At 66.1% G+C, this 22,889-nt stretch carries 22 protein-coding genes; 10 read left to right on the top strand and 12 right to left on the bottom strand.

The window, feature by feature from the left end; translation table 11 throughout:
• Window position 1: 1 nt before the first annotated feature.
• Window positions 2-310: a hypothetical protein gene (locus tag GCN74_RS10590; protein ID WP_193317034.1), complete on the top strand. Its 309-nt coding sequence runs from the start codon at window positions 2-4 to the stop codon at window positions 308-310.
• On the opposite strand, the gene GCN74_RS10585 is transcribed toward GCN74_RS10590, so the two are convergent.
• The gene (locus tag GCN74_RS10585; RefSeq protein ID WP_193317043.1) at window positions 302-1,699 is read right to left on the bottom strand and encodes a sensor histidine kinase; all 1,398 of its coding nucleotides are present in this window, start codon (window positions 1,697-1,699) and stop codon (window positions 302-304) included. The genes GCN74_RS10590 and GCN74_RS10585 overlap by 9 nt on opposite strands.
• Entirely contained in the window at window positions 1,692-2,372 is a 681-nt protein-coding gene (locus GCN74_RS10580; RefSeq protein WP_152256646.1) for a response regulator transcription factor, read from the bottom strand. The genes GCN74_RS10585 and GCN74_RS10580 overlap by 8 nt, the downstream gene beginning before the upstream one ends.
• Window positions 2,373-2,608: 236 nt before the next feature.
• Between GCN74_RS10580 and GCN74_RS10575 the strand changes: the two genes are divergently transcribed.
• From GCN74_RS10575 to GCN74_RS10565, 3 genes are read left to right on the top strand one after another with little or no spacing between them, the layout of a single operon-like run.
• The gene (locus GCN74_RS10575; RefSeq protein ID WP_152256645.1) at window positions 2,609-3,751 is read left to right on the top strand and encodes an efflux RND transporter periplasmic adaptor subunit; all 1,143 of its coding nucleotides are present in this window, start codon (window positions 2,609-2,611) and stop codon (window positions 3,749-3,751) included.
• Entirely contained in the window at window positions 3,744-6,848 is a 3,105-nt protein-coding gene (locus GCN74_RS10570; protein ID WP_152256644.1) for an efflux RND transporter permease subunit, read from the top strand. The genes GCN74_RS10575 and GCN74_RS10570 overlap by 8 nt, the downstream gene beginning before the upstream one ends.
• A complete protein-coding gene (locus GCN74_RS10565) occupies window positions 6,835-8,112 on the top strand; it encodes a TolC family protein (RefSeq protein ID WP_152256643.1) in 1,278 nt (425 codons plus the stop codon). The genes GCN74_RS10570 and GCN74_RS10565 overlap by 14 nt, the downstream gene beginning before the upstream one ends.
• 67 nt (window positions 8,113-8,179) lie before the next feature.
• Here GCN74_RS10565 and GCN74_RS10560 read toward each other — a convergent pair whose 3' ends face one another.
• The 6 genes from GCN74_RS10560 to GCN74_RS10535 all read right to left on the bottom strand — a co-directional run bounded on the left by GCN74_RS10560 (window position 8,180) and on the right by GCN74_RS10535 (window position 13,273).
• Window positions 8,180-8,374: a hypothetical protein gene (locus tag GCN74_RS10560; RefSeq protein ID WP_152256642.1), complete on the bottom strand. Its 195-nt coding sequence runs from the start codon at window positions 8,372-8,374 to the stop codon at window positions 8,180-8,182.
• Window positions 8,375-8,454: 80 nt separating this feature from the next.
• On the bottom strand, window positions 8,455-9,372 hold the full coding sequence (gene xerD / locus GCN74_RS10555; protein WP_226938981.1) for a site-specific tyrosine recombinase XerD: 918 nt from the start codon (window positions 9,370-9,372) through the stop codon (window positions 8,455-8,457).
• Window positions 9,369-9,881 carry a methylated-DNA--[protein]-cysteine S-methyltransferase gene (locus GCN74_RS10550; protein WP_152256641.1) on the bottom strand — a complete coding sequence of 171 codons (513 nt, stop codon included), beginning with the start codon at window positions 9,879-9,881 and terminating at the stop codon, window positions 9,369-9,371. The genes xerD and GCN74_RS10550 overlap by 4 nt, the downstream gene beginning before the upstream one ends.
• Before the next feature lie 425 nt (window positions 9,882-10,306).
• Window positions 10,307-11,587 (bottom strand): TRAP transporter large permease, encoded by a 1,281-nt coding sequence (locus tag GCN74_RS10545; protein ID WP_152256640.1) that lies wholly within the window; start codon window positions 11,585-11,587, stop codon window positions 10,307-10,309.
• Window positions 11,584-12,156 carry a TRAP transporter small permease gene (locus GCN74_RS10540; RefSeq protein ID WP_152256639.1) on the bottom strand — a complete coding sequence of 191 codons (573 nt, stop codon included), beginning with the start codon at window positions 12,154-12,156 and terminating at the stop codon, window positions 11,584-11,586. The genes GCN74_RS10545 and GCN74_RS10540 overlap by 4 nt, the downstream gene beginning before the upstream one ends.
• Window positions 12,157-12,280: 124 nt before the next feature.
• Window positions 12,281-13,273 (bottom strand): TRAP transporter substrate-binding protein, encoded by a 993-nt coding sequence (locus tag GCN74_RS10535; protein ID WP_152256735.1) that lies wholly within the window; start codon window positions 13,271-13,273, stop codon window positions 12,281-12,283.
• Between the two features lie 146 nt (window positions 13,274-13,419).
• Here GCN74_RS10535 and GCN74_RS10530 point away from each other — a divergent pair, with 146 nt between their 5' ends.
• Window positions 13,420-15,432 (top strand): PAS domain S-box protein, encoded by a 2,013-nt coding sequence (locus GCN74_RS10530; protein ID WP_226938980.1) that lies wholly within the window; start codon window positions 13,420-13,422, stop codon window positions 15,430-15,432.
• 28 nt (window positions 15,433-15,460) lie between these two features.
• Window positions 15,461-16,045, top strand: coding sequence for a response regulator transcription factor (locus GCN74_RS10525; protein ID WP_034780029.1), 585 nt, complete (start codon window positions 15,461-15,463; stop codon window positions 16,043-16,045).
• A gap of 82 nt (window positions 16,046-16,127) precedes the next feature.
• Here the strand turns inward: GCN74_RS10525 and GCN74_RS10520 are convergent, their stop codons facing one another.
• Both GCN74_RS10520 and GCN74_RS10515 read right to left on the bottom strand, forming a co-directional pair.
• Entirely contained in the window at window positions 16,128-16,964 is an 837-nt protein-coding gene (locus GCN74_RS10520; protein ID WP_152256638.1) for a siderophore-interacting protein, read from the bottom strand.
• Between the two features lie 22 nt (window positions 16,965-16,986).
• Window positions 16,987-17,667 (bottom strand): PadR family transcriptional regulator, encoded by a 681-nt coding sequence (locus tag GCN74_RS10515; RefSeq protein ID WP_152256637.1) that lies wholly within the window; start codon window positions 17,665-17,667, stop codon window positions 16,987-16,989.
• A gap of 146 nt (window positions 17,668-17,813) precedes the next feature.
• Between GCN74_RS10515 and GCN74_RS10510 the strand changes: the two genes are divergently transcribed.
• Window positions 17,814-18,158: a DUF3052 family protein gene (locus tag GCN74_RS10510; RefSeq protein ID WP_193317033.1), complete on the top strand. Its 345-nt coding sequence runs from the start codon at window positions 17,814-17,816 to the stop codon at window positions 18,156-18,158.
• A 7-nt stretch (window positions 18,159-18,165) separates the two neighbouring features.
• Here the strand turns inward: GCN74_RS10510 and queG are convergent, their stop codons facing one another.
• Window positions 18,166-19,257, bottom strand: coding sequence for a tRNA epoxyqueuosine(34) reductase QueG (queG, locus tag GCN74_RS10505; RefSeq protein WP_152256635.1), 1,092 nt, complete (start codon window positions 19,255-19,257; stop codon window positions 18,166-18,168).
• 88 nt (window positions 19,258-19,345) lie between these two features.
• Between queG and tsaE the strand changes: the two genes are divergently transcribed.
• The 3 genes from tsaE to GCN74_RS10490 are packed head-to-tail and all read left to right on the top strand — an operon-like array spanning window position 19,346 to window position 22,048.
• Window positions 19,346-19,834 carry a tRNA (adenosine(37)-N6)-threonylcarbamoyltransferase complex ATPase subunit type 1 TsaE gene (tsaE, locus tag GCN74_RS10500; RefSeq protein WP_152256634.1) on the top strand — a complete coding sequence of 163 codons (489 nt, stop codon included), beginning with the start codon at window positions 19,346-19,348 and terminating at the stop codon, window positions 19,832-19,834.
• A complete protein-coding gene (locus tag GCN74_RS10495; protein ID WP_152256633.1) occupies window positions 19,798-21,198 on the top strand; it encodes an N-acetylmuramoyl-L-alanine amidase in 1,401 nt (466 codons plus the stop codon). The genes tsaE and GCN74_RS10495 overlap by 37 nt, the downstream gene beginning before the upstream one ends.
• A 13-nt stretch (window positions 21,199-21,211) precedes the next feature.
• Window positions 21,212-22,048 carry a D-hexose-6-phosphate mutarotase gene (locus GCN74_RS10490; protein ID WP_152256632.1) on the top strand — a complete coding sequence of 279 codons (837 nt, stop codon included), beginning with the start codon at window positions 21,212-21,214 and terminating at the stop codon, window positions 22,046-22,048.
• 98 nt (window positions 22,049-22,146) lie between these two features.
• Here GCN74_RS10490 and GCN74_RS10485 read toward each other — a convergent pair.
• Window positions 22,147-22,889: carbonic anhydrase (locus GCN74_RS10485; RefSeq protein WP_152256631.1), on the bottom strand; the 743-nt coding region annotated here is incomplete at its 5' end.

The raw sequence follows: 22,889 nt of genomic DNA, 5'->3' as shown, positions 1-22,889 counted from the left end.
GATGAAAAAATTCTTCCATTGGATTGCCCGGCGCGGTCCCGCCGTCGCCACCTACCGCCTGACCGTCACCTGCCCGGCCGCGCAGGCCGACCACGTGGTGCGCCTGCTGCTGGCCGAACTCAAGGGCGCGGGCCTGGCGCCGGCGCAGATGCAGCGCAGCTGGGACGAGGCCAGGCAGGTGGTGCGGCTGATCGCCACGGTGCTGTGCCAGGCCGTGCAGCGCGCCGTGCTGGTGCGCTTCGTCAACCGCGCGGGCGCCTGGCCGCAGGTGCGGCAAGTGCGCTGGGAAGGCGTCGCGCCTTCAGCCTGAAGCGGGCAGGCGCATGATGAACAGCGCGCCGCCTTGCGGGCGGTTCTGCGCCTCGATGCTGCCGCCGTATGCGTGCACGATGGCTTGCGACAGGGCCAGGCCCAGGCCGAAGCCGGGCGCCTCGCCCGCGCGCGCCTGGGCGCCCCGGTAAAAACGCTCGAACAGGTGCGGCAAGTCTTCCACGCCGATGCCCGGTCCGGCATCGCTCACGCCAACGAGCGCGTCGCCGCCGTCGCGCGCCACGTGCACGCTGATGACGCTGCCGGACGGCGAAAACTTCACGGCGTTGTCGAGCAGGTTGGCCAGCACCAGGTCCACGGGACCGGCCGCCACGCGCGCGTGCACGGGCGCGCCTGCATCGACGACGATGCGGATGCCGCGCTGCGCTGCCGGCTTTTCCAGTCGCTGGGCCGCCGCCCGCACGAGCGGATTGAGCGCGACCGTTTCCACGGCATTGCGCTCCTGGCCCACGTCCAGGCGCGTGAGCATCAGCAGTTCTTCCACCAGGGTCGTCAGCCGCTGCACTTCATCGAGGCAGGAGGCCAGCGCGTCGACGTATTCGGGCGACTCGCGCGGGCGGCGCAGGGTGATCTCGATTTCCGTGCGCAGGCGCGACAGGGGCGAGCGCAATTCATGCGACGCGTCTGCCGTGAAGCGCCGCTGCGCGTCGTAGCCGTGTTCCAGGCGGTCCAGCATGGCGTTCAGGGTATCGACCAGGCGGCCGATCTCGTCCCGCGTGCCGGGATGGGGCAGGCGCTGGTGCAGGCTGGCCTCGCCGATCGAATGCGCCTGCCGCACCACGTCGTCGATGGCGCCCAGCACGCGGCGCGTGAGCATTTCGCCGGCCAGCCCCACGGCCGCCAGCAGGGCCAGCGCCATGGCGCCAAACAGCACCGTGGCCGCGGCCAGCACGTGGTTGACGTCGTCGAGCGAGCCGGCCACCTGCACCGCCAGGCGTGCGCCGGAGGTAGGCACGGGAACGGAGACCATGCGCAGCGGCTCCTCGCCGAACTTGGGCAGGGTTTCGAAGACGGTGTCGCCGGCCGCCAGGCGCGCCAGCAGGGCCGCTGAGGCCGGCAGCTGCGCCGCCTCCAGGTTGCGGCTGCGCGCCAGCACGCGGCCATCGCCATCGATGATCTGCACCAGGCGGTCGAGCCGCGTCAACGACGGCGGCGCCAGGCCGGACGCCACCTCGTGCACCTGCACGGGCTGGCGCGGCGCGGCCGGCAGCATGGCCATTTCCGTCTCGGCCAGCGCCAGCAGGGCCGCATCGAGCTGGCCATGCACGGCGCGCGACAGGCCCCAGTAGCCGGCCAGCGCGGTGCAGACGACGATGGCGAGGATGACGGCCAGGTGCACCAGCAGCAATCGCTTGCGAAAGCTAGCCACCATTGTTTTCCGCCAGGCGGAAGCCGCGTCCGCGCACCGTGTGGATCAAGGCCGGCAAGCCCGGCGCATCGACTTTTCCCCGCAGGTTGCGCACGTGGACATCGATCAGGTTGTCGATGCCGATCAGGTCCGCCTGCCAGATCTGCTCGGCCAGGCGCGCGCGGCTGACCACTTCGCCCGCCTGGCGCAGCAGGATCAGCAGGATTGCGTATTCCTTGGGCGTGAGCACCAGCGGCACGCCGGCGCGCGTGGCCTGGTGGCTGACGGGATCGAGCGTCAGGTCGGCCAGCGCCAGCACCAGCGGACGGCTGATGTCGGAGCGGCGCAGCAGCGCGCGGATGCGCGCCAGCAGTTCCTCGAATTCGAACGGCTTGGTCAGGTAATCGTCGGCACCCGTGTTCAGGCCCGCCACCCGGTCGGCCGTGGCGTCGCGCGCGGTCAGCATCAGCACGGGCGTCTGGATGGCGCGCGCGCGCAGGTCGCGGCAAAAATCGATGCCCTGCTTGCCCGGCAACATCCAGTCCAGCACGATCAGGTCGTAGTCGACGGCGTAGCTTTCCTCTTCGCCTTCCTCGGCGCTGTGGGCCACGTCGACGACGAAGCCTTCTTCCTGCAAGCCCCGCGCCAGCAGGCGCGCCGCCTTGCGGTCGTCTTCCACCAGGAGGATTCTCATGCCTGCCTTTCCCATTGCGCCGTGTTTTCCATGCCTGCATTTTACCGCGCCGCACTGCGCGCGCGCGCAACCTGAAGAATGATTCAGGCGTTCTTGGGCGCTTCTTCAGGACGGCCTTGCTATGCTTTTCCGGCGCTGTAGTGACGCTGTCCGCGCCACCTGCGCCCCTTCTGACCGCCCGCCTGGGCATGGCATCCACGCATGCCCCATCACCACCAACAACAAGGAAACACGGGATGAACACGACCACCCGCAACACCCTGGGCGCCTGCTGCGCGCTCGCCGTGGCCCTCAGCTGCTCGGCCCTTGCCGGCTGCGCCAGACCGACGGCGGCGGCCACGCCGCCCGCCGAATCGCCAGCCCAGGCGCGCCATCTGGACGACGGCAGCATCGCCGTCGACAAGCTGTCGCCGCTGCGCCAGCGCCTGCAGGTCGCCGCCGTGCTGGAACAGGATATCGCCACGCAGACGGATGCGCCGGGCAGCATCGAAGCCATGCCCGAAAAACTGGTGAAGATCACGCCGCCCCTGGCCGGGCGCATCACCCGATTGCAGCGGGCACTGGGCGACAGCGTGAAGGCGGGCGAGCCCCTGTTCACGCTGGACTCGGCGGAACTGAGCGCCGCCTACGCGGACGACAGCAAAGCCAGGTCTGCCCTGCTGCAGGCGCGCCAGGAACTGGAGCGCCAGAAAACCCTGTTCGAGGCGGAAATCGCCGCGCGCAAGGAATACGAATCGGCGCAGGCCGCGTTCGCGCAAGCCAACAGCGACGCCCAGGCCAGCGCCGACAAGCTGGCCCAGTACGGCGCCAGCGCGCGCGCTTCGCGCCGCGACTACGTGCTGCGCTCGCCCATTGCCGGCACCGTGATCGCCATGGACGGCGCCCAGGGCGGCTACTGGAACGATATCAACGCGCCCGTCATGACGGTGGCCGACCTGTCCACCGTCTGGCTGTCGGCCAACGTGGCCGAGAAAGACCTGGCGCAGGTGGCCGTGGGCCAGACGGCGCGCATCAGTGTCGACGCCTGGCCCGGCAAGCATTTCGAGGGCAAGGTCGCGTACGTGGGCGCCGTGCTCGATGCGGAAACGCGCACGGTGAAGGTGCGCGTGGCCATCGACAACCGCGCCGGCACCTTCAAGCCGGGCATGTTCGCCCACGCGGGTTTTGCCGGCGCCAGCCGGCGCGCCATCGTGGTGCCGGCATCGGCCGTGCTGCAAAGCGGCCTGTCGACGCGCGTGATGGTGGAGCGCAGCGCGCTGCTGTTCACGCCGCGCACGGTGGAAGTGGGCGCCAGCCATGGCGGGCAGGTGGAAATCGTCTCGGGCCTGAAGGCGGGCGAGCGCATCGTCGTCAAGGAAGGAGTGCTGCTCAATGATTGACCGTTTCATCGCCACCTGCTGCCAGCGGCGCGGCATCGTCTGGCTGGTACTGCTGTTCGTCGCCGCCTACGGCGTGTACAGCTGGAAGCAGCTGCCCATCGAGGCCTATCCCGACATCGCCGACGTCACCTCGCAGATCGTCACGCAGGTGCCGGGCCTGGGCGCCGAGGAAATCGAACAGCAGATCACCATTCCGCTGGAGCGCGCGCTGCTGGGCACGCCCGGCATGCATGTGCTGCGCACGCGCAGCCTGTTCGCGCTGTCGCTGATCACGGTGGTGTTCGAGGATGGCAGCGACGGCTACTTCACGCGCGAGCGGCTGCAGGAACGGCTCGCCAGCGTCAACCTGCCGTACGAGGCCAAGCCGGGGCTCGATCCCTACACCTCGCCCACGGGCGAAATCTACCGCTACACGCTGGAATCGAAAAGCCGCAGCCTGCGCGAATTGTCCGAGCTGCAGTTCTGGACCGTGATCCCGCGCCTGCAGCAGGTGCGCGGCGTGGCCGATGTGAGCAATTTCGGCGGACTCACCACGCAGTTCATGCTGGAACTCGACCCCGCAAAACTGGACAGCTACGGCTTCTCGCTGGCGCAGGTCAAGGACGCCATCAACGCCAACAATATCAGCGGCGGCGGCAGCGTCATCGACCGCGGCCAGCAATCGTACGTGGTGCGCGGCGTGGGCTTGCTGCACTCGCTCGACGACATGGGCAACGTCGTCGTCAGCAGCAAGAACGGCGTGCCCGTGCTGGTGAAGGACCTGGGCAAGCTCGCCTACGGCAACGTGGAGCGGCGCGGCATCCTCGGCAAGGACGACAACCCCGACACCATCGAAGGCATCACCCTGCTGCTGAAGGATTTCAACCCGTCCGAGGCGCTGGCGGGCATCCATGCGGCCGTCGACGACCTGAATGCCAATCTGCTGCCGAAGGACGTCAAGGTCGTACCCTATCTGGACCGCAGCTCGCTGATCGACGCCACCCTGCACACGGTGGGATTTACCCTGGGCGAAGGCATGCTGCTGGTCGCCCTGGTGCTGCTGCTGTTCCTGGGCAGCCCGCGCGCGGCCGCCATCGTCGCGCTGACGATCCCGCTGGCCCTGCTGATCGCCTTCATCTTCATGCACCACTTTAAAATTCCCGCCAACCTGCTGTCGCTGGGGGCGATCGACTTCGGCATCCTCGTCGACGGTTCCGTGGTGGTGCTGGAAAACATGCTGCGCCGCCGCGAACGGGAACAGGAACGGCCCCTGACACTGCAGGACGCCATCGAGGCCACCCTGCAGGTGGCGCGCCCCATCATGTTCGGCATGGCCGTCATCATCGCCGCCTACCTGCCCCTGTTCGCCTTTCAGCGCATCGAATACAAGCTGTTCTCGCCCATGGCGTATGCGGTGGGCGCGGCACTGGTGGGCGCGCTGGTGGTGGCGCTGGTGCTGATACCGGGCCTGGCCTGGCTGGCCTTGCGCAAGCCGCGCCGCACCTTCCATAACCGCGTGCTGGAAAGGCTGGCGGCCGCCTATGGCCGCTTCCTCGAGCGCGCCGTGGGCAGGCGGCGCTGGGTGGCCGCCGTCTGCGCCGCCTCGCTGGCGGGGCTGGCCCTTCTGGGCGGCACCATCGGGCGCGACTTCCTGCCCTATCTCGACGAAGGATCGTTATGGCTGCAGGTGCAGATGCCGCCCGGGATCACCCTGGAAAAGGCTTCCGAGATGGCCAGCGAACTGCGCCGCGCCGCGCTGGAATTTCCCGAAGTGTCGACCATCGTCACGCAGACGGGGCGCAACGACGACGGCACCGATTACTGGACGCCGTCGCACATCGAGGCAAGCGTGGGGCTGCATCCGTACAGAAGCTGGAAGTCCGGCATCAGCAAGCAGCAGCTGATCGCCAGAATGAACGAGCGCTTCGCCCGCATGCCCGGCTACACGGTGGCCTTCATGCAGCCGATGATCGACGGCGTGCAGGATAAATTGTCGGGCGCGCACAGCGACCTGACGGTAAAAATCTTCGGCAACGACCTCGATGAAGTGCGCCGCATCGCCGGCAAGGTGGCCAGCGTACTGAAAGGCGTCCCTGGCGCTTCCGACGTGGCCGTGGACGTGGAACCGCCGCTGCCCAACCTGAAGGTGGAACTGGACAGGGCGAAGGCGGCCCGCTACGGCATCAACGCGGCCGACGTGGCCGACCTGATTTCCACCGGCATCGGCGGCGCGCCCATCGGCCAGGTCTACGTGGGCGAGAAAAGCTACGACATCTCCGTGCGCTTTCCCCCCGCACTGCGCTCCAGCCCCGACGCCGTCGCCAACCTGATGCTGACGGCCGCCAACGGCGCCAAGGTGCCGCTGGCGCAGGTGGCCAGCATCGGCACCACCTCGGGCGAAAGCGTGATCGTGCGCGAAATGGGACGGCGCCACATCATCGTGCGCCTGAATGCCCGCGGGCGCGACCTGGCCGGCTTCCTGGCCGAAGCGCGCCCGCTGGTGGCGCAGGCCGTGGCCAACGAGCACCAGCGCATCAGCGTCGAATGGGGCGGCCAGTTCGAGAACCTGCAGCGCGCGCAAAGCCGGCTGGCCCTGATCCTGCCGATGACCCTGGGCGCCATGTTCCTGCTGCTGTTCGGCCAGTTCCGCAACCTGCGCCAGCCCGCGCTGGTCTTGCTGGCCGTGCCGCTGGCCATGCTGGGCGGCCTGGCCGCGCTGCACCTGCGCGGCATGACCCTGAACGTGTCGAGCGCCGTGGGCTTCATCGCCCTGTTCGGCGTGGCGGTCTTGAATGCCGTGCTGATGCTGGCGCAGATCAACCGCCTGCGCGGCGAAGAGGGAAAAAGCCTGCGCGACGCCGTGCTCGAAGGCGCGCGCGACCGCATGCGCCCCGTGCTGATGACGGCCACGGTGGCCGCCCTGGGCCTGACGCCGGCCATGCTGGCCACGGGCCTGGGCAGCGACGTGCAGCGCCCGCTGGCCACCGTGGTGGTGGGCGGCCTGGTGACGGCCACGGCGCTCACCCTGCTGCTGCTGCCGGCCCTGTATTACCTGATCGAGGCGTATGTAGCAAAGCGCCAGACGCAAACGGAAGGAACGACCCATGACACGATTTAATTGCATCCTGGCGGCCTGCCTGCTGGCGCCCTGTGCCGCCGCCGCCCCCCTGACCTTCGAGACCTACCTGTCCGCCGTGGAGAGCAACAGCCTGGAACTGCAGGCGCAGCAGCAGGGCATCGTCTCGGCCAAGGCGGGCATCGGCATCGCCGGCCTGCGTCCCGATCCCGAGTTCACCCTGGGCGCCACGCGCGAGACGGTGCGCAGCGTCGAGCACCGTCCCGTCACGTGGAACCCGGCCATCAGCATGGCCATCGAGACAGGCGGCAAGCGCGCCGCGCGCCTGAAAGCGGCACACAGCAATGTCGCGCTGGCCGAGGAAACGGTGGCCGGCTTCAGGAGCGAACTGTATGGCACGGCCGCGGCGGCGTTCACGGAAGCGTGCCGCACGCGCGAAGTGGCCGCGCGCAAGCAGCAGACCATGGCGGCCCTGTCGAAAGTGGTGGAAGCGAATACGGTGCGGCGCAAGGCGGGCGACGTGGGCGGCATCGAGCTGCTGCAGTCGCGCGTGGAACGCGACCAGTTCCAGGCCGAACTGGCGCAGGCGCGCAGCGAGGCCGACAGCGCCATGCTGAACCTGTCGCCGCCGCTGGGACGCCCGTTCGACGCCCTGTTCCCGCAGGCGCAGCTGGCCTGCGATTTCAGCGTGGTGGACGGCGGCGATGCCAGCACCCTCGTGCCGCTGGCGCTCGACGCCCGCAGCGACGTGCGCATCGCCCGCGCCACGCTGGACAATCTGCGCGACGGCGCGGCGCTCGTGCGCGCCAACCGCTCCGTCGACCCCACCGTCACGCTGGGCCTCGCCGCCGCGCGCGGCTACCATGACGGTATCGACGGCAGCGGCAATCCCGTCGATGGCGCGTCCCGCTCGCGCGTGCTGTCCGTCTCGCTGGCCATCCCCATCCCCCTGTCGCGGCGCGACAAGGGCGACGTGGTGCAGGCCGAAGCCGGCGTCACGCAGGCGATGCTGGCCTTGCGCCAGGCGGAACTGCAAGCGGAAACGCAAGTGCGCACGGCGCAGCAGCTGCTGCGCGCGGCGCAGGAGCGGCTGGCGCGCTACCACGACGGCGTGCTGGTCGATGCACAAAAGGTGGTCGATGGCATGCGCCTGTCCTACTTCAGCGGCAATGCCTCGCTGCTGGAATGGCTGGCGGCGCAGCGTTCGGCCGATGAGGCCTACCAGGGCTATGTGCAGGCGCGCGCCGATGCGGCCATCGCCAGCACGCAGCTGCAACTGGCCATCGGCCGGCGGCCGACGTTATAGCAAGGGGAAGGAAAATGCGAGGCGGGGCCGGCGCGGCCATGCCGCACCGGTCAGGAAGAACGGGGAATTACTGCGGCTGCACGGGAGCGTCGCCGTCGGCGGCGGTGTCAACGTCGTCCGCTTCCGGCTCATCGCCCTCGGCACCGTCGGCCGGCTTGGGATTGTTTTTCGCTTCCAGCTTGCGCCTGGCTTTTTCCTCGGCTTTCTTCTTCTTTTCCAGCTCTTTTTGCCGTTTTTCGTATTGGAAATTTGTCTTGGCCATTTACTACCTCTTTAGTTTTTAGATGTTACAGATAAGCACATAAGGCACATTATGACGTAGTTGGGCCAAACACCAAATGTTTAGCCTCGCGGATGATGCTGCGCATGCAGCAGTTTCAGCCGTTCGCGGGCCACATGCGTGTAAATCTGCGTGGTGGAAATATCGGAGTGCCCCAGTAACAATTGCACAACACGCAAGTCCGCGCCATGGTTCAGCAAATGGGTGGCGAACGCGTGGCGCAGGGTGTGCGGCGACAGCGGCGCCGTGATGCCGGCGCTCAGCGCATGCTTCTTGATCACGACCCAGAACATTTGCCGCGTCATGGCGCCGCCGCGCCGCGTGACGAACAGCGCATCGTCCATCTGCCCGTCGAGGATGACGCCGCGCGCTTCCTTCAGGTAGCGCTCGATCCACAGGCGCGCCTGTTCGCCGAACGGCACCAGGCGCGTCTTGCTGCCCTTGCCCGTGATGCGCAGCACGCCGTCGTTCAGGCTCAGCTCCACGGATTTCAAGTCCACCAGTTCCGACACGCGCAAGCCGCTCGCATACATGAGTTCGAGCATGGTGCGCTCGCGCAGGCCCAGCGGCGTGTTCACATCGGGCGCCGCCAGCAGCGCTTCCACCTGCGCTTCGCTCAAGGTATGCACGAAGCGCGCGGGCTGCTTGGCCGACACCATCTTCAGGCAGGGGTCGGCGGCGATATGCCTGTGCCGCAAGGCCAGCTGGTAAAAACGCTTGAGCACGGACAGGCGCCGGTTCGACGAGGTCGCCTTGCTCTCGTCGTGGCGGGCCGCGAAATACGCTTCGATATCGGCCGTGGACACGTCGTACAGGCCCGCGCGCCCGGGCCGGTTCACTTCCAGCCAGCGCGCAAACAGGCGCATGTCGCGCCGGTAGGCGTCCAGCGAGTTTTTCGACAAGCCGTCTTCCAGCCACAGGCTGTCGCAGAATTCGTCGATCAGGGTGGCGTTATCGGGCGCCAGCAGGCTGTTCATCATCGTGCCGACCACCGCATCCCCTCGACGCCTTCGTGCGCCAGCAGCCAGCGCTTGACGCCCAGGTGAAAACCGTCGGCGTCGTCGTGGTGGGAAAAGCCGCCCAGGCCGCCGGCAGCCGTGACCCGGTGGCACGGGATCACCAGCGGGTACCAGTTGGCGCCGCATGCCTGGCCGACGGCGCGCGGCGCCGAACCGATGAAGCGCGCCACGTCGCCATACGTGCGCACCTTGCCGCGCGGAATCTGCGCGATGGCGGCCCAGACCTTGTGCTGGAAGGCGCTGCCCTGCGCGGCCAGGGGCAGGTCGAACGGCGCATCGGGGTCGCGGAAATAGCGCGCCAGCTGCGCGCACGCGAGTGCGGAGACGGCATCCTGCGCGTCTTTTTCCGCAAAGTGCGGCGGCAGGTAGACCAGTTCGCGCAACTGGCCATCCAGCGTGCGCACGCCCATGGCGCCGAACGGCGCGGCCACGATGGCGCTGAACAGTTCACTGCCCTGTTGTTTTTTCATCTGCTGATCATTATTCAAGTGTGGCATATATGCAACCTGCCGGCGCCGGAGACGGCGCCACGGCGATTATGCACCGACTTTGGGGGTGCCGGCGGACGTTTCCGGGGCACGAAAAAAAAGCGCACCAGCCGGTGCGCTTCAAATATTGCTTCACGTTCCCGGTCGTTTGGGTCCGCCGGTGCCGGCTTGTGGCCGCAGACAGCTATGACTCAACAACTTCTGTGAAACGTGTGTCTCCTCAATATATCCCCGGTATCAATACCGTTTTTATAGACCACTCCCCCACCAACCTTGTTACCAATTCTGTATGTCAGCCTTGCTACCAGGGCGTATATGCTTATACGTGTTTCCCCGTAAGGCCGCCCATCATAGCGCATTTATTCGGCAGGATCGACTTTTTTTGCACCATGACGGGGACAGTTATTTTAGTTGTAAATTAAATTTGGCAGCCACAGCGAGATTTGTGGTACGTAGGTGATCAGCACGAGGAAGCCCAGCATCGTCAGCAGCCACGGCATCACGGCCACGGTCAGTTCGGAAATGCCCATCTTCGTGATGCCGGAAGCCACGTACAGGTTCAAGCCCACGGGCGGATGGCACATGCCCACTTCCATGTTGACCACGATCAAGATACCAAAGTGCACGGGATCGATGCCCAGCTTCATGGCGACGGGGAACAGGATGGGCGCCATGATCAGCACGATCGACGACGGCTCCATGACGTTTCCCGCCAACAGCAGCAGGACGTTGACCACCAGCAGGAAGCTGACCACGCCCAGGCCCTTGCCCGTGATCCATTCGGCCATCGCCTGCGGGATGTTTTCGCTGGTCATCAGGAACGAGAACAGCACGGCATTCGTGATGATGTACAACAGCATCGCCGACATGGCGGCCGAGTCGAGCAAGACCTTGCCCACTTGCTTGATCTTCAAGTCCTTGTAGACGAAGACGGCGATGATGAAGGCGTACACGGCAGCCATGGCGGCCGCTTCCGTGGGCGTGAACGCGCCCGAATAGATGCCGCCCATGACGATGACGATCAGCAGCAGGCCCCAGGCGCTCTTCTTGAACGTGACGAAGCGCTCGCCCCAGCTGGCCTTCTGCATGCGGGGATAGTTATGCTTGCGCGCCAAAAACCACGTGGTCAGGCCCAGCAGCATGGCCAGCATCATGCCGGGAATCACGCCCGCCATGAACAGCTTGCCCACGGAGGTGTTGGTGCTGACGGAATACATCACCATCACGATCGATGGCGGTATCAGGATGCCCAAGGCGCCCGAGGTGGTGATGACGCCGGCGCCGAAACCGCGCGGATAGCCCTGCTTGACCATGGCCGGCAGGATGATGGAGCCGATCGCCACCACGGTGGCGGGGCTGGAACCGGAGACGGCGGCAAACAGCGCGCACGCCATCACGCCGGCCAGCGCCAGGCCGCCGTGCCAGTGGCCCACCATGGAGCTGGCGAAGTTGATCATGCGCCGCGCCACCCCGCCATGCGTGAGGAAGTTGCCCGCCAGGATGAAGAACGGGATGGCCATGATTTCGAATTTCTCGATGCCCGTGAAAATCTTCAGGGCCACCGATTCGATGGGCACGCTGGTCATGGTGAACAGGAACGTGAGTACCGTCAGGCCCAGCGAAATGGAAATCGGCATGCCGGTCAGCATCAGCGCCAGCAGCAATACAAAAATAATCAGCGCGTTCATGCCTTGGCTCCTTTTTCTTCCGCCGTCAATTCATCGTCCAGGCCCTCGACGTGCGAGTGGTCGTGCTTGGGCAAGGCGCCCGTCTTGATGAAATGCACCATCACCTGCAGGAAGCGGAAGCACATCAGGTAGGAACCCAGCGGCACGGCCAGGTAGACCAGCCACATGGGGATTTCCATGTCGGCCGAGGTCTGGTCCGTGTGGCCGATCGACCACACGAAACTGGCGCCCAGCGTCCCCACGATGCCCGTAAACAGGGCGCCGGCGGCCAGGCCGAAGACGATGAAGCGGTCGCGCCAGCGGGGGTTCATGCGGTTGATCAGGACGTCGACACCCACGTGGATGCCCGTGCGCACGCCGTAGGCGGCGCCGAACTTGGCCATCCAGACGAACATGTAGATGCACAGTTCCTGGGCCCAGCTGGTATTGATTTGAATCAGGAAGTCCTGCACGACGGGGATCGGCAAGCCGGCCAGGTAGCGGTGCACGACCGCGACGAAGATGATGAAGGTGGCGGCGCCCATCAGGGACGCGATCAGCCACTCTTCCAGGTGATCCAGAAATTTCATGGTGGACTTTCAAAGAATGCGGGTGCACGCACTCCCGCGCAGGACGCGCAGGAGCCGTTCGAACGGACTGGCAGGGATGGCCTGCCTGCCGCGCCAGGCGGCGCGGCGCGCTACAGCCTGCGGCTTACTTCGCGCTTTCCTTGTTGATGGCCGAGATCAGGTCCTTGCCGATGCGCCCTTCCATGGCTTTCTGCACGGGCGCCAGCGCCTTGCGCCATTCGGCCTGCTCCTGCACCGTCAGGGTATAGATCTGCGTCCTGCCCGCTTTCTTGATGGCGTCGAGCGCTTGGTCATTGTCGCGCTGGGCGATGGCTTTTTCAAACGTGGTCGCTTCGCGCATGGCTTTTTCCAGCTGGGCGCGGATTTCGGGCGGCAAGCCATCCCAGAATTTCTTGTTGACGATGACGGCATAGCCCAGGTAGCCGTGGTTCGACACGGTCACGTGCTTTTGCACCTCATGCATCTTTTGCGTGTACATATTCGATGGCGGATTTTCCGTGCCGTCGACCACGCCCGTCTGCAGCGCCTGATACACTTCCGAGAAGGCCAGCACCTGCGGGTTGGCGCCCAGCGCGCGCATCTGCGCGTCGAGCACCTTCGAGGACTGGATGCGCATCTTCAGGCCCTTGAAGTCGGCCGGCGTATGCAGCGGCTTGTTGGCCGACATCACCTTGAAGCCGTTGTCCCAGTAGGCCAGGCCCGTGATACCCTTGGGTTCCAGTTTCTTCAGCAGGCTCTTGCCGATTTCGCCTTCGGTGACGTTGTACAGCGCCGTCTTGGTGGGGAAGATGTAGGGCAGGTCGAACGCTTCGAATTCCTTCACGCCCAGGGGGCCGAACTTGGCCAGCGACGGCGCCAGCATCTGCACGGCGCCCAGCTGCAGGGCTTCGAGTTCTTCCTTGTCCTTGTACAGCTGGCTGTTCGGGTAGAGTTCGACCTTCACCTTGCCGTTCGTGGCTTTTTCGGCCAGTTGCTTGAAGCGTTCGGCGGCCTGGCCTTTCGGCGTGTCGGTGGCCACGACGTGGCTGAATTTGATGACGATGGGCGCTTGCGCGTAGGCGTGGACGCCGGCGGTGGCGCCGATGGCGGCGCACAGCGCGACGAACAGGGTTTTCATAGGCGGCAGTTGCATTTTTTGTCTCCTGAGTGGTTTTTTTAAAAACTTTATTTTTTGTCTATTTGGATATTGTGCCAAAGAAACTACTGCGGCTATTGTGGTTAACCACAATAGCCGGCTCCCGATAAGCCGCTACCCTGCCAGCCATGCCGACTTCCCCCACTTTTGCGCGCCGCTTCAAGCTATCGAGCCCGATGCGCTGGCTGCTGCCCGTGATCCTGCTGCTGCTGTTCCTGTCCATCCTGTTCTGGCTGCCCTGGCAGGCGCGCCAGATGGAGAGCAACGAGCGCCAGGAGCAGCTGATCGCCGACACCCTGTGGGTGGAGCAGACCATCCGCTTTCAGCTGGCGCGCAACGAGGAAAGCCTGTTCAACCTGGGGGTGGACATCGCCAGCGCCTCGCTGGGCGCGGAAAAAGTGCACGAACGGCTGCAGCAGATGCTGCGCAACGGCCGCGAACTGCAGCGCGTGCTGTGGCTCGACACCAGCGGCAAGGTGCTGGCGACCAGCGACAACAGCCTGCCGCATGCGCTGTCGTTCTCGCCGGCCTCGCTGACGGCCGCCGACAATGCGCGCCGCCTGCACCGGGGCCAGTACGCCCAGCCTTCGCAGCAGAGCGGCTTTCCCGACGCGCCGCCCGGCGCCATGCTGATGGATTACCACCAGCCCCTGTTCGACGGCCAGCGCTATGTGGGCAGCCTGGTGGCCACCTACCAGATCAGCAGCCTGCTCGATGAAATGGTGCCGTGGTGGTTCGCCCAGGATAACCAGATTTCGCTGATCGACCGCGACGACAAGGTGCTGGCGCGGCGCGCCGCGGCCGGCCCCGGCCATGGCGTGTACACGCACAAGCGCGCGCTCGACGTGCCCGGCGCCACCATCACCCTGTTTACCGACAGCGTGAAAAGCCAGCCCAAGCTGCTGCCCAACCTGCTGGTCGGCTCCGTCATCGCCCTGTCGCTGGGACTGCTGTGGAGCTTGCTGGCCCTGTGGCGGCATATTTCGCGCCGCCTGGTGGCCGAAGGCGCGCTGCGCCAGCAGATGCTGTTTCGCACGGCGATGGAAAACTCGCTGGTGACGGGCATGCGCGCGCGCGACCTGGAAGGCCGCGTCACCTATGTCAATCCCGCGTTCTGCCAGATCGTCGGCTATCCGCCCGAGGAAATCCTGGGGCGTCTGCCGCCCATGCCCTACTGGGTGCCCGAGGCGCTGGAAGAATACCAGCAGCGCTTCGTCAAGGCGCTGGCCGGCAATCCCACGCCGCAGTTCGAGACCTATTTCCAGCGTCCGGACGGCACGCGCGTGCCCGTGCTGATCTTCGAGGCGCCGCTGGTGGACAAGAACGGCCAGCAGACGGGCTGGATGGGTTCCGTGCTCGACATCTCGGACCGCAAGCGGGTCGAGGAACTGAACCGCCAGCAGCAGGAAAAGCTGCAAACGAGTTCGCGCCTGGCCACCATGGGCGAGCTGGCGTCGATGCTGGCGCATGAATTGAATCAGCCGCTGGCGGCCATTTCCAGCTACACGACGGGCGCGCTGAACCTGATCCGCCGCGCCATCGACAGCGGCGCGCCCGTCGAGCCGAACACCCTGAAGCCGGCGCTGGAACAGGCCAGCGCGCAGGCGCAGCGGGCCGGCCAGATCATCCGCAGCGTGCATGATTTCGTGCGCAAGAGCGAACCGCAGCGCCAGGATATCGCCATCCGCACCCTGATCGACGGCATCCGCGCGCTGATCGACCTGCAGGCGCGCAAATACTACGTCACCATCCAGGAAGAGCTGCCGGCGGACCTGCCGCTGCTGCGCGCCGATCCCGTGATGATCGAACAAGTGCTGCTGAACCTGACGCGCAACGCCATCGAGGCCATGCAGGATACGGCGCCGGGACGGCGTATCATGCGCCTGCGGGCCAGCCACGACGCGCAGCAGGGCATGGTGACGGTGGCCGTGATCGACCATGGCCATGGCATTCCCCAGGACGTGGCGGAGCGGCTGTTTTCGCCGTTTTTCTCGACCAAGTCCGAAGGCATGGGCATGGGCCTGAACATCTGCCGCACCGCCATCGAATTTCACGGCGGCGCGCTGACCTTCAGCGCCAACCCCGTTGGCGGTACTATCTTTACATTCAGCGTGCCGGCTGCGCCGCGCGCGCCGCACTAAGCGACAACAACGACAAGCCGGAGACACCATGCTACACATCATTGACGACGAAGAGGTCGTGCGCGACTCCCTGTCCTGGCTGGCCGCCTCGCGCAGCATCGAGGCGCGCAACTACGCCAGCGCCCAGCAATTCCTCGACAGCCTGGACGGCAGCTTCGATGCCGCCGGCGACTGCGTGCTGCTCGACGTGCGCATGCCCGACATGAACGGCATCGCCCTGTTCGACCAGCTGGTCAAGCGCGACCTGACGGCGCGCCTGCCCGTGATTTTCCTCACCGGCCACGGCGACGTGCCGATGGCCGTCGACAGCCTGAAACGGGGCGCCTTCGACTTCTTTGAAAAGCCGTTCAACGACAACGACCTGATGGACCGCGTGCAGCAGGGGCTGGCCAACTCGCGCCAGGCAGGCGAACTGGCCGCCGTGCACGCGCGCCTGGCCACCCTGTCGACGCGCGAGCGCGAAGTGCTGGACCTGATTCTGGCGGGGAAGATGAACAAGGTGGTGGCCGACAAGCTGGGCATCAGCATGCGCACCGTGGAAGTCCACCGCGCGCATATCTTCGACAAGATGCAGGTCAAGACGGCGGTGGAGCTGGCGGGGTTGTTGAAGTAAGTTGAAATCTGGGGTCAGACCCTCAAACGCGTCGACGTAATATCATACGTCGACGCATGAGGGGGTCTGACCCCGGCTTTAATCAGTCGTCATGGTGCTCGTGGTGCTCTTCCACGCCATGCTTCCAGTAGCTGGCCACGTGCAAATGCTGTTTCGGCACCCCGGCTTCAATGAAATGCCCGCGCAAGCCCTGTACCTGCGCATGCTCGCACGCCACCCATACGTAGCCGTCGCCGTCCTGCGGCAAGGCGACCTTCGCCAGTTCCTGCAGCAGCAAGGCGCCGCTGCGGCCATTGCGCGCTACCCAGCGCACGTCCAGCTGCGCCGCGCTGTCCAGCGCGACCTGCTCGCCGTCTTCGACGATGTCGATCACGGCAATCGCGCGCGCCGTGGCCGGCAGCTGTTCCAGGCGGCGGGCGATGGCCGGCAAGGCCGTCTGGTCGCCCACCAGCACATACCAGTCGAAATCGAGCGGCACCAGCATCGAGCCGCGCGGGCCGCCCACGCCCAGGGTCTGGCCGGGCGCCGCTTGCGCCGCCCAGCTGGCCGCGGGACCGTCGCCATGCAGCACGAAGTCGATTTCCAGCTCGCGCCGCGCGGCGTCGTAGCGGCGCGGCGTGTAGTTGCGGGCGATGGGGCGCGCCCCTTCCGCGTACTGGATCGGGTTGGCGCCATTGCCCAGCACGGGAAACACGGGGCTGGCCTGGCCCGGAGCGGGGAAGAACAGTTTCACGTGGTCGTCGTGCGCGGGCGAGACAAAGCCTTCAAGGTCGTCGCCGGCCAGGGTGATGCGGCGCATGTGCGGCGTCAGCTGCTCCGTGCGCACGACGGTGAGCACGCGCAGTTTCAAGTCATGGCGCACGCGCTCGATGGCATGCGGACGAGGTGCTGCAGGTGATGCTGGTGAGGCGGTAGTCATTGCTTGTCCTTGTAAAGTGGGCTCAGTGGCTGTCGACGATGGCGTTGGCCGCCTGTTCCAGCACGGCCGATACGCGCTCGGCTTCCGCTTCGCTCCAGTTGCTCTTGTTCAGCAAGAGCGCATGCTTGAGGGTGTGCATGGCCTGGCGCACGCGTTCGGGCAAGGCATTGCGCGCCTGGACGCGGGCGAACATGTCGAGGCGGGCCAGGATGCCGTCCACCTGGGCGCGGTTCTCGTCGAGGTAGGCGCGGCCCAGGTCCGTGATCGTGTAGAGCTTCTTGCCGCTGGCGCTTTCGCCTGACGTGACGTAGTCCTGCTCTTCCAGCAAGGTCAGGGTCGGATACACGGCGCCCGGGCTGGGCGCATACGCGCCGCCGCAACGCTCTTCGATGGCCTTGATGATTTCATAGCCATGACGGGGGCTGATTTCGATCAGCGCCAGCACGATCAGCGGCAGGTCGCCGCGGCCGAAGACGCGCTCGGCCCGTTCGCCGCGCCCGCCCCGCCCACCGGGGCCGCCATGCCCCATGCCGTCGCCGCGCTCGTCGAAGCCGCGCGGGCCGCGGCCGTGCAAATAGTAGTCACTGCGGTGCTCATGGCCGTGTCCGTGGCGCTGCTCGCCGTGATGGTGCTGCTGGCCGCAATGGCCGTGATGGTGGTGGTGGCCGCCGTGGCCGTGTTCTGCGTGATGTGAGTTTCTCATGTTTTCTCTTTAAAGATATATCGTTAGTAGGTATCGTCATTTTATAACGATATATCGATAAGTCAAGGAGAAATTTGTTATGCTCGCGGTTCCCCAATCGACACGCCCCTGCCATGCCTGACAAGACCACCGCTGACAAAATGTATGTGAAAAATGCCCAGGCCCTGGCCGTGCTCAATGACGGCGGCGAGCACGCTGCCCTGCTGGCGCAGCTGCCGGCCGGGCGGCGGGCGGGCGAAGGAGGCAGCGCCGACTGGATATTGCTGTTCGCGCGCAGCCGCGCGGAACTGGAGCAGCACCTGCCGGCGGCGCGGGCGCGCCTGGCGACCGGCGGCGCGCTGTGGGTGGCGTACCGCAAGGGCGGCGTGAAGGCGGGCAGCGACATCCACCGCGACGATATCCGCGGCTTTGCGCAAACCGTGGGGCTCGACAGCGTGGCGATGGTCGCCATCGACGCGGAATGGTCGGCGCTGCGCCTGAAACAGGCTTGAGAGGAGGTTAAGCGATGCCGTGCAGGGCCAGCGCCCATTCGACGTGTTCGCGCACGATGGCCGACGGGTGCGCGCGGCGCGACAGCAGGGCCGCGACGATGTCCGCCTGCCCCCTGGCCTTGGCGGCCGCATTGCCCATGCCGACGGCCAGGTTGCGCAGCCAGCGTTCGTGGCCGATGCGGCGGATCGCGCTGCCTTCCATGCGGCGGTTGAATTCCTCTTCCGTCCAGGCGAACAGTTCCACCATGCCGGCGCTGCCCAGGCGATGGCGCTCGTCGAAATCGGGCACCACGGCGCGCTGGGCGAACTTGTTCCACGGGCAGACGGTCTGGCAATCGTCGCAGCCGTACACCTTGTTGCCGATCAGAGGGCGCATTTCGACGGGAATGGCGCCCTTCAATTCGATGGTCAGGTAGGAGATGCAGCGGCGCGCATCGAGCTGGTACGGCCCCAGGATCGCCTGCGTGGGGCACACCGTGATGCATGCCGAGCACTGGCCGCAGCGCGGCGTTTCCGGCGCATCGACGGGCAGCGGCACGTCGACCAGGATCTCGCCGAGGAAGAAGAAGGAGCCGCCCTGGCGGTTGATCAGCAAGGTGTGCTTGCCGCGCCAGCCCAGCCCTCCCTTTTGCGCCAGCTCGACTTCCATCACGGGCGCCGAATCGCTGAACACGCGGTAGCCGAAGTCGCCGATCTCGCCGCGGATAAGCTCGGCCAGCTGCTGCAGGCGCGAACGCATCACCTTGTGATAGTCGCGGCCCCGCGCATACACGGAGATCACGGCCGCCGCGGGGTCGGCGTCGCGCGCCGCCTCATGCGCGCGCCAGTCGGGACCCAGCGCCGGCGGCAGGTAGTTCATGCGCGCGCTGATGGCGCGCACCGTGCCCGGCACCAGTTCGGCGGGGCGCGCACGCTTCATGCCGTGGCTGGCCATGTAGTCCATTTCGCCGTGGTACCCTGCATCGAGCCAGGCCTGCAAGGGCGCTTCCATGTGCGACAGGTCGACATCGGCGATGCGCACCTCGGCAAAACCCAGCTCGCGCCCCCATTGCTTGATGGAGCGCGCCAGGGAGGCAAGATCGGTGGCGGTGGCGGACATAGGGGGCTTTACGGAGAACGGCGGGGGCGCGGGCGGTTACAATGGCATGAGCCTCTATTTTATGCGATATCACTCACACCAAGCGACAATGACCGAACACTTCACCGCCCACCTCCACGACGAAGCCGGCACGGCCGCGCTGGGCGCCGCGCTGGCGCGCGCACTGGCGCCCGGCCTGGCGATCTACCTGCACGGCGACCTGGGCGCCGGCAAGACGGCCCTCACGCGCGCCCTGCTGCACGCGGCCGGCCATGCGGGCCACGTCAAGAGCCCCACGTATACCCTGTCCGAACCGTACACGGTGCAACTCGATGGCCACAGCGTCAACGTCATCCACTTCGACCTGTACCGCATGGGCAGCGCCGAGGAATTTCTCGACGCGGGTTTTCGCGAAGACTTCAACGGCCACAATATCTGCATCGTCGAATGGCCGGAGAAAGCCGAACCGGTGCTGCCGCCGGCCGACCTGAATGTTTATTTGAACGTTGCGGGTACAGGACGTGATGTAGAATTGCAAGCGTCTTCTGAATTGGGTCTGTCATGCCTTCACCGTCTCAAATTCGCCCCGAACCTTTGATCTCCTCGCCCATCACCCGGCGCACGGTACTCAAGGCCGGCGGCACCCTGCTGTTGTCCGTGTTCGCGCCCATGTCGGCGATGGCGGCGCAAATCCTCGCCGTGCGCGTCTGGCCGGCCGAGGACTACACCCGCGTCACCCTGGAAAACGACAGCATCCTGAAGGCGACCCACTTCATCGTCAAGGACCCGGAACGCCTGGTGGTCGACATCGAAGGGCTGGAGCTCAATCCCACCTTGAAGGGCCTGGTGGCGAAGATCCAGTCGAACGACCCGTACATCAAGCAGGTGCGCGTGGGCCAGAACCGGCCCAACGTGGTGCGCCTGGTGTTCGACCTGAAAGAGGAAGTCACGCCGCAGCTGTTTACCCTGCCGCCGGCCGGCTCCTACAACCACCGCCTGATCTTCGACCTGTACCCCGTGCACGAGCCGGACCTGATCGCGCAGATGATCGAGAAGGGCGACTGGTCGAGCGATCCGGCCAAGCCGCCCATGGCCGGCACGCATACGCCGCCGCCCGCGCTGCCCCTGCCCGACAGCGGCAAGCCGCCCGTGGCCGCCGTGGCGCCGCCGGTAGCGCCCATCGTGCCGCCCGTGCCCGACATCCGTCCGGAACAGCGCCCCGAGGCGCGCCCGCTGCCGGGCCAGAAAGTGGTGCGCATGATTACCATCGCGCTCGACCCCGGCCACGGCGGCGAAGACCCGGGCGCCATGGGCAGCCGGGGCAGCCGCGAAAAAGACGTGGTGCTGGCCATCGCCAAGCGCCTCAAGACCAAGCTGGAACTGCAGAGTAACATGCGCGTCATGCTTACGCGCGACGCCGATTTCTTCGTCCCGCTGGGCATGCGCGTGGAAAAGGCGCGCAAGGTCCAGGCCGACCTGTTCGTCTCGATCCACGCCGACGCGTTCATCCAGCCGACGGCGCGCGGCTCGTCCGTTTTCGTGCTGTCCGAAAAGGGCGCCACCTCGACGGCGGCGCGCTGGCTGGCCAACAAGGAAAACCAGGCCGACCTGATCGGCGGCGTCAACGTGAAGAACCACGACAAGCAGCTGGCCAGCGTGCTGCTCGACCTGTCGACGACGGCGCAGATCAATGACAGCATGAAGCTGGGCAAGGCCGTGCTGCGCGAAATCGGCGGCATCAACCGCCTGCACAAGGGCTCCGTCGAGCAGGCCGGCTTCGCCGTGCTGAAAGCGCCCGACATCCCCTCCATCCTGATCGAGACGGCCTTCATCTCGAATCCGGAAGAAGAAGCCAAGCTGACCGACAACGGCTACCAGGACCAGATGGCCGACGCCATCGTCACAGGCATCAAGAATTACTTTGCCAAGAATCCGCCGCTGGCGAAAAGCCGTTTGACCTGACAGGGACACCCGCATGAGCAAGAGCACTTTTGGCCAGCTGCCGGCCGTGACCATCCGTGCCGCCGATGGTGCGCAGGCCACCGTCACCCTGTACGGCGGCCACCTGGTGTCGTGGCAGACCAGCGATGGGCGGGAACGCCTGTTCTGCAGCCGGGAATCAAGCCTCGACGGCAGCCGCGCCATCCGCGGCGGCGTGCCCGTGATCTTCCCCCAGTTCGGCGCGCGCGGCACGGGCATGCGCCATGGCTTTGCGCGCGTGGCCACCTGGCAGCTGGAATCGACGGGCGACGCCGATGGCGCCGCATGGGCGCAATTTGCGCTGACCCAGGCCGACTTGCCGGAAGCGATCGCCGCCACCTGGCCCTGGGCCTTCACCCTGCGCCTGCGCGTGGCCGTCAAGGCACAGACGCTGGAATTGCGCCTGTCCGTGCACAACACGGGCGAGCAGGCGTTTCCGTTCTCGGCCGCCCTGCACAGCTATTTTGCGATCGATCAATTGAGCGAGGCGCGCGTGGGGGGCTTGCAGCGCGTGCGCTATTCGGACGAGACGCCGCAGGATGCCCTGCAGGCGGAAGAATTCCTGCAATTTGACGACAAGCTGGACCGCATCTACTACCAGCTGCCGGGCGCCCTGAGCCTGCAGTCCGGCGGCCACGCGCTGCGCCTGGAGCAGCAGGGCTTTACGGATGCCGTCGTGTGGAACCCGGGCGCGCAGGATGCGGCCGCCCTGCCCGACCTGGCCGGTGACGAACAGCCGCGCTTCATCTGCATCGAGCCGGCGCTGATCCAGCCCGATACGCTGGCTGCCGGCGCCGAGTGGAGCGGGCGCCAGCACCTTGAATTTACCTAGGAGTGACTGAACAAGTCCGGGGCCAGGCGCCTCGCCGAAGGCAGTACGCATGTACGACGAGGCGGAGTAACAACGCCATGGGCTTTTCTCAGGCGCGCTTAATTCGATTCCTTGATGATGCGGCCATTCGCAGGCTGGATCGGACGCGCATTCAAGGGATACAGGCGGCTGAACAGCGCCATCTGCGCGGGCGATGCCTGCACCGGCTGCTTCATCACCATCCACAGCACGCCTTCGCTGCAAGGCGGCTCCGTCATCGATCCCATGTAGGTGTAGTAATCGCGCCGTGTCGGCAGCATTTCGGCCGGGTCGAGCAGGATGGTGGGATGCATGGTCTCGAATTTTTCCAGCGGCAGGTTGTTCCACACGGTCTGGATGGTCGCTTGCGGCGCGCCCCGCTCCAGCAACAGCGCCAGCACGGCTTGCCGGCCTTCCGCGTCGCGGTGCACCAGGTGCACCACCATCTCGAACGCCTTGCCATTGATGCGCTCTTCGGACGGCCGGTGGAAATGGAATTGCTGCAGCTCGAACATGCGGTTCTGCACCGTGATGTAATTGCCGCCGCTGACCCCCACCTGCACCGTGTGGCCATTGTCGACCACGTTGAACGAGGACGGATGGTAGTCAAAGCTGATCTGCTCCAGTTCCACCTTCATGCCGTCGCGGATATCGATGGGCGACTGGCGGCTGCCATTGCCGCACTTGGCCCAGTCCACATTGATCCTGCTCCAGTTGGCGGGACCGCTGTCGCCTTCGTACGACCAGTGCGTACCGCGCGGCACGGGTGGCGGCGGCGGAGGCGCGGCCTTCGCCACGGCGGCGCGCTTGGCGCGGGCGGCGG

The organism is Janthinobacterium sp. FT14W, assembly GCF_009208755.1.
Taxonomy (GTDB): Bacteria; Pseudomonadota; Gammaproteobacteria; order Burkholderiales; family Burkholderiaceae_D; genus Janthinobacterium; species Janthinobacterium violaceinigrum.
This window is presented reverse-complemented; position numbering and strand designations above follow the sequence as displayed.

What these genes read in the sequence shown, in the direction of transcription:
- GCN74_RS10570 (WP_152256644.1), top strand. Translation starts at nt 3,744, where the DNA reads ATGATTGACCGTTTCATCGCCACCTGCTGCCAGCGGCGCGGCATCGTC.
- GCN74_RS10535 (WP_152256735.1), bottom strand. Translation starts at nt 13,273, where the DNA reads ATGAAAACCCTGTTCGTCGCGCTGTGCGCCGCCATCGGCGCCACCGCC.
- tsaE (WP_152256634.1), top strand. Translation starts at nt 19,346, where the DNA reads ATGACCGAACACTTCACCGCCCACCTCCACGACGAAGCCGGCACGGCC.
- GCN74_RS10490 (WP_152256632.1), top strand. Translation starts at nt 21,212, where the DNA reads ATGAGCAAGAGCACTTTTGGCCAGCTGCCGGCCGTGACCATCCGTGCC.
- GCN74_RS10560 (WP_152256642.1), bottom strand. Translation starts at nt 8,374, where the DNA reads ATGGCCAAGACAAATTTCCAATACGAAAAACGGCAAAAAGAGCTGGAA.
- GCN74_RS10540 (WP_152256639.1), bottom strand. Translation starts at nt 12,156, where the DNA reads ATGAAATTTCTGGATCACCTGGAAGAGTGGCTGATCGCGTCCCTGATG.
- GCN74_RS10515 (WP_152256637.1), bottom strand. Translation starts at nt 17,667, where the DNA reads ATGAGAAACTCACATCACGCAGAACACGGCCACGGCGGCCACCACCAC.
- queG (WP_152256635.1), bottom strand. Translation starts at nt 19,257, where the DNA reads ATGTCCGCCACCGCCACCGATCTTGCCTCCCTGGCGCGCTCCATCAAG.
- GCN74_RS10575 (WP_152256645.1), top strand. Translation starts at nt 2,609, where the DNA reads ATGAACACGACCACCCGCAACACCCTGGGCGCCTGCTGCGCGCTCGCC.
- GCN74_RS10565 (WP_152256643.1), top strand. Translation starts at nt 6,835, where the DNA reads ATGACACGATTTAATTGCATCCTGGCGGCCTGCCTGCTGGCGCCCTGT.
- GCN74_RS10545 (WP_152256640.1), bottom strand. Translation starts at nt 11,587, where the DNA reads ATGAACGCGCTGATTATTTTTGTATTGCTGCTGGCGCTGATGCTGACC.
- GCN74_RS10495 (WP_152256633.1), top strand. Translation starts at nt 19,798, where the DNA reads ATGCCTTCACCGTCTCAAATTCGCCCCGAACCTTTGATCTCCTCGCCC.
- GCN74_RS10590 (WP_193317034.1), top strand. Translation starts at nt 2, where the DNA reads ATGAAAAAATTCTTCCATTGGATTGCCCGGCGCGGTCCCGCCGTCGCC.
- GCN74_RS10525 (WP_034780029.1), top strand. Translation starts at nt 15,461, where the DNA reads ATGCTACACATCATTGACGACGAAGAGGTCGTGCGCGACTCCCTGTCC.
- GCN74_RS10520 (WP_152256638.1), bottom strand. Translation starts at nt 16,964, where the DNA reads ATGACTACCGCCTCACCAGCATCACCTGCAGCACCTCGTCCGCATGCC.
- GCN74_RS10580 (WP_152256646.1), bottom strand. Translation starts at nt 2,372, where the DNA reads ATGAGAATCCTCCTGGTGGAAGACGACCGCAAGGCGGCGCGCCTGCTG.
- GCN74_RS10530 (WP_226938980.1), top strand. Translation starts at nt 13,420, where the DNA reads ATGCCGACTTCCCCCACTTTTGCGCGCCGCTTCAAGCTATCGAGCCCG.
- GCN74_RS10550 (WP_152256641.1), bottom strand. Translation starts at nt 9,881, where the DNA reads ATGAAAAAACAACAGGGCAGTGAACTGTTCAGCGCCATCGTGGCCGCG.
- xerD (WP_226938981.1), bottom strand. Translation starts at nt 9,372, where the DNA reads ATGATGAACAGCCTGCTGGCGCCCGATAACGCCACCCTGATCGACGAA.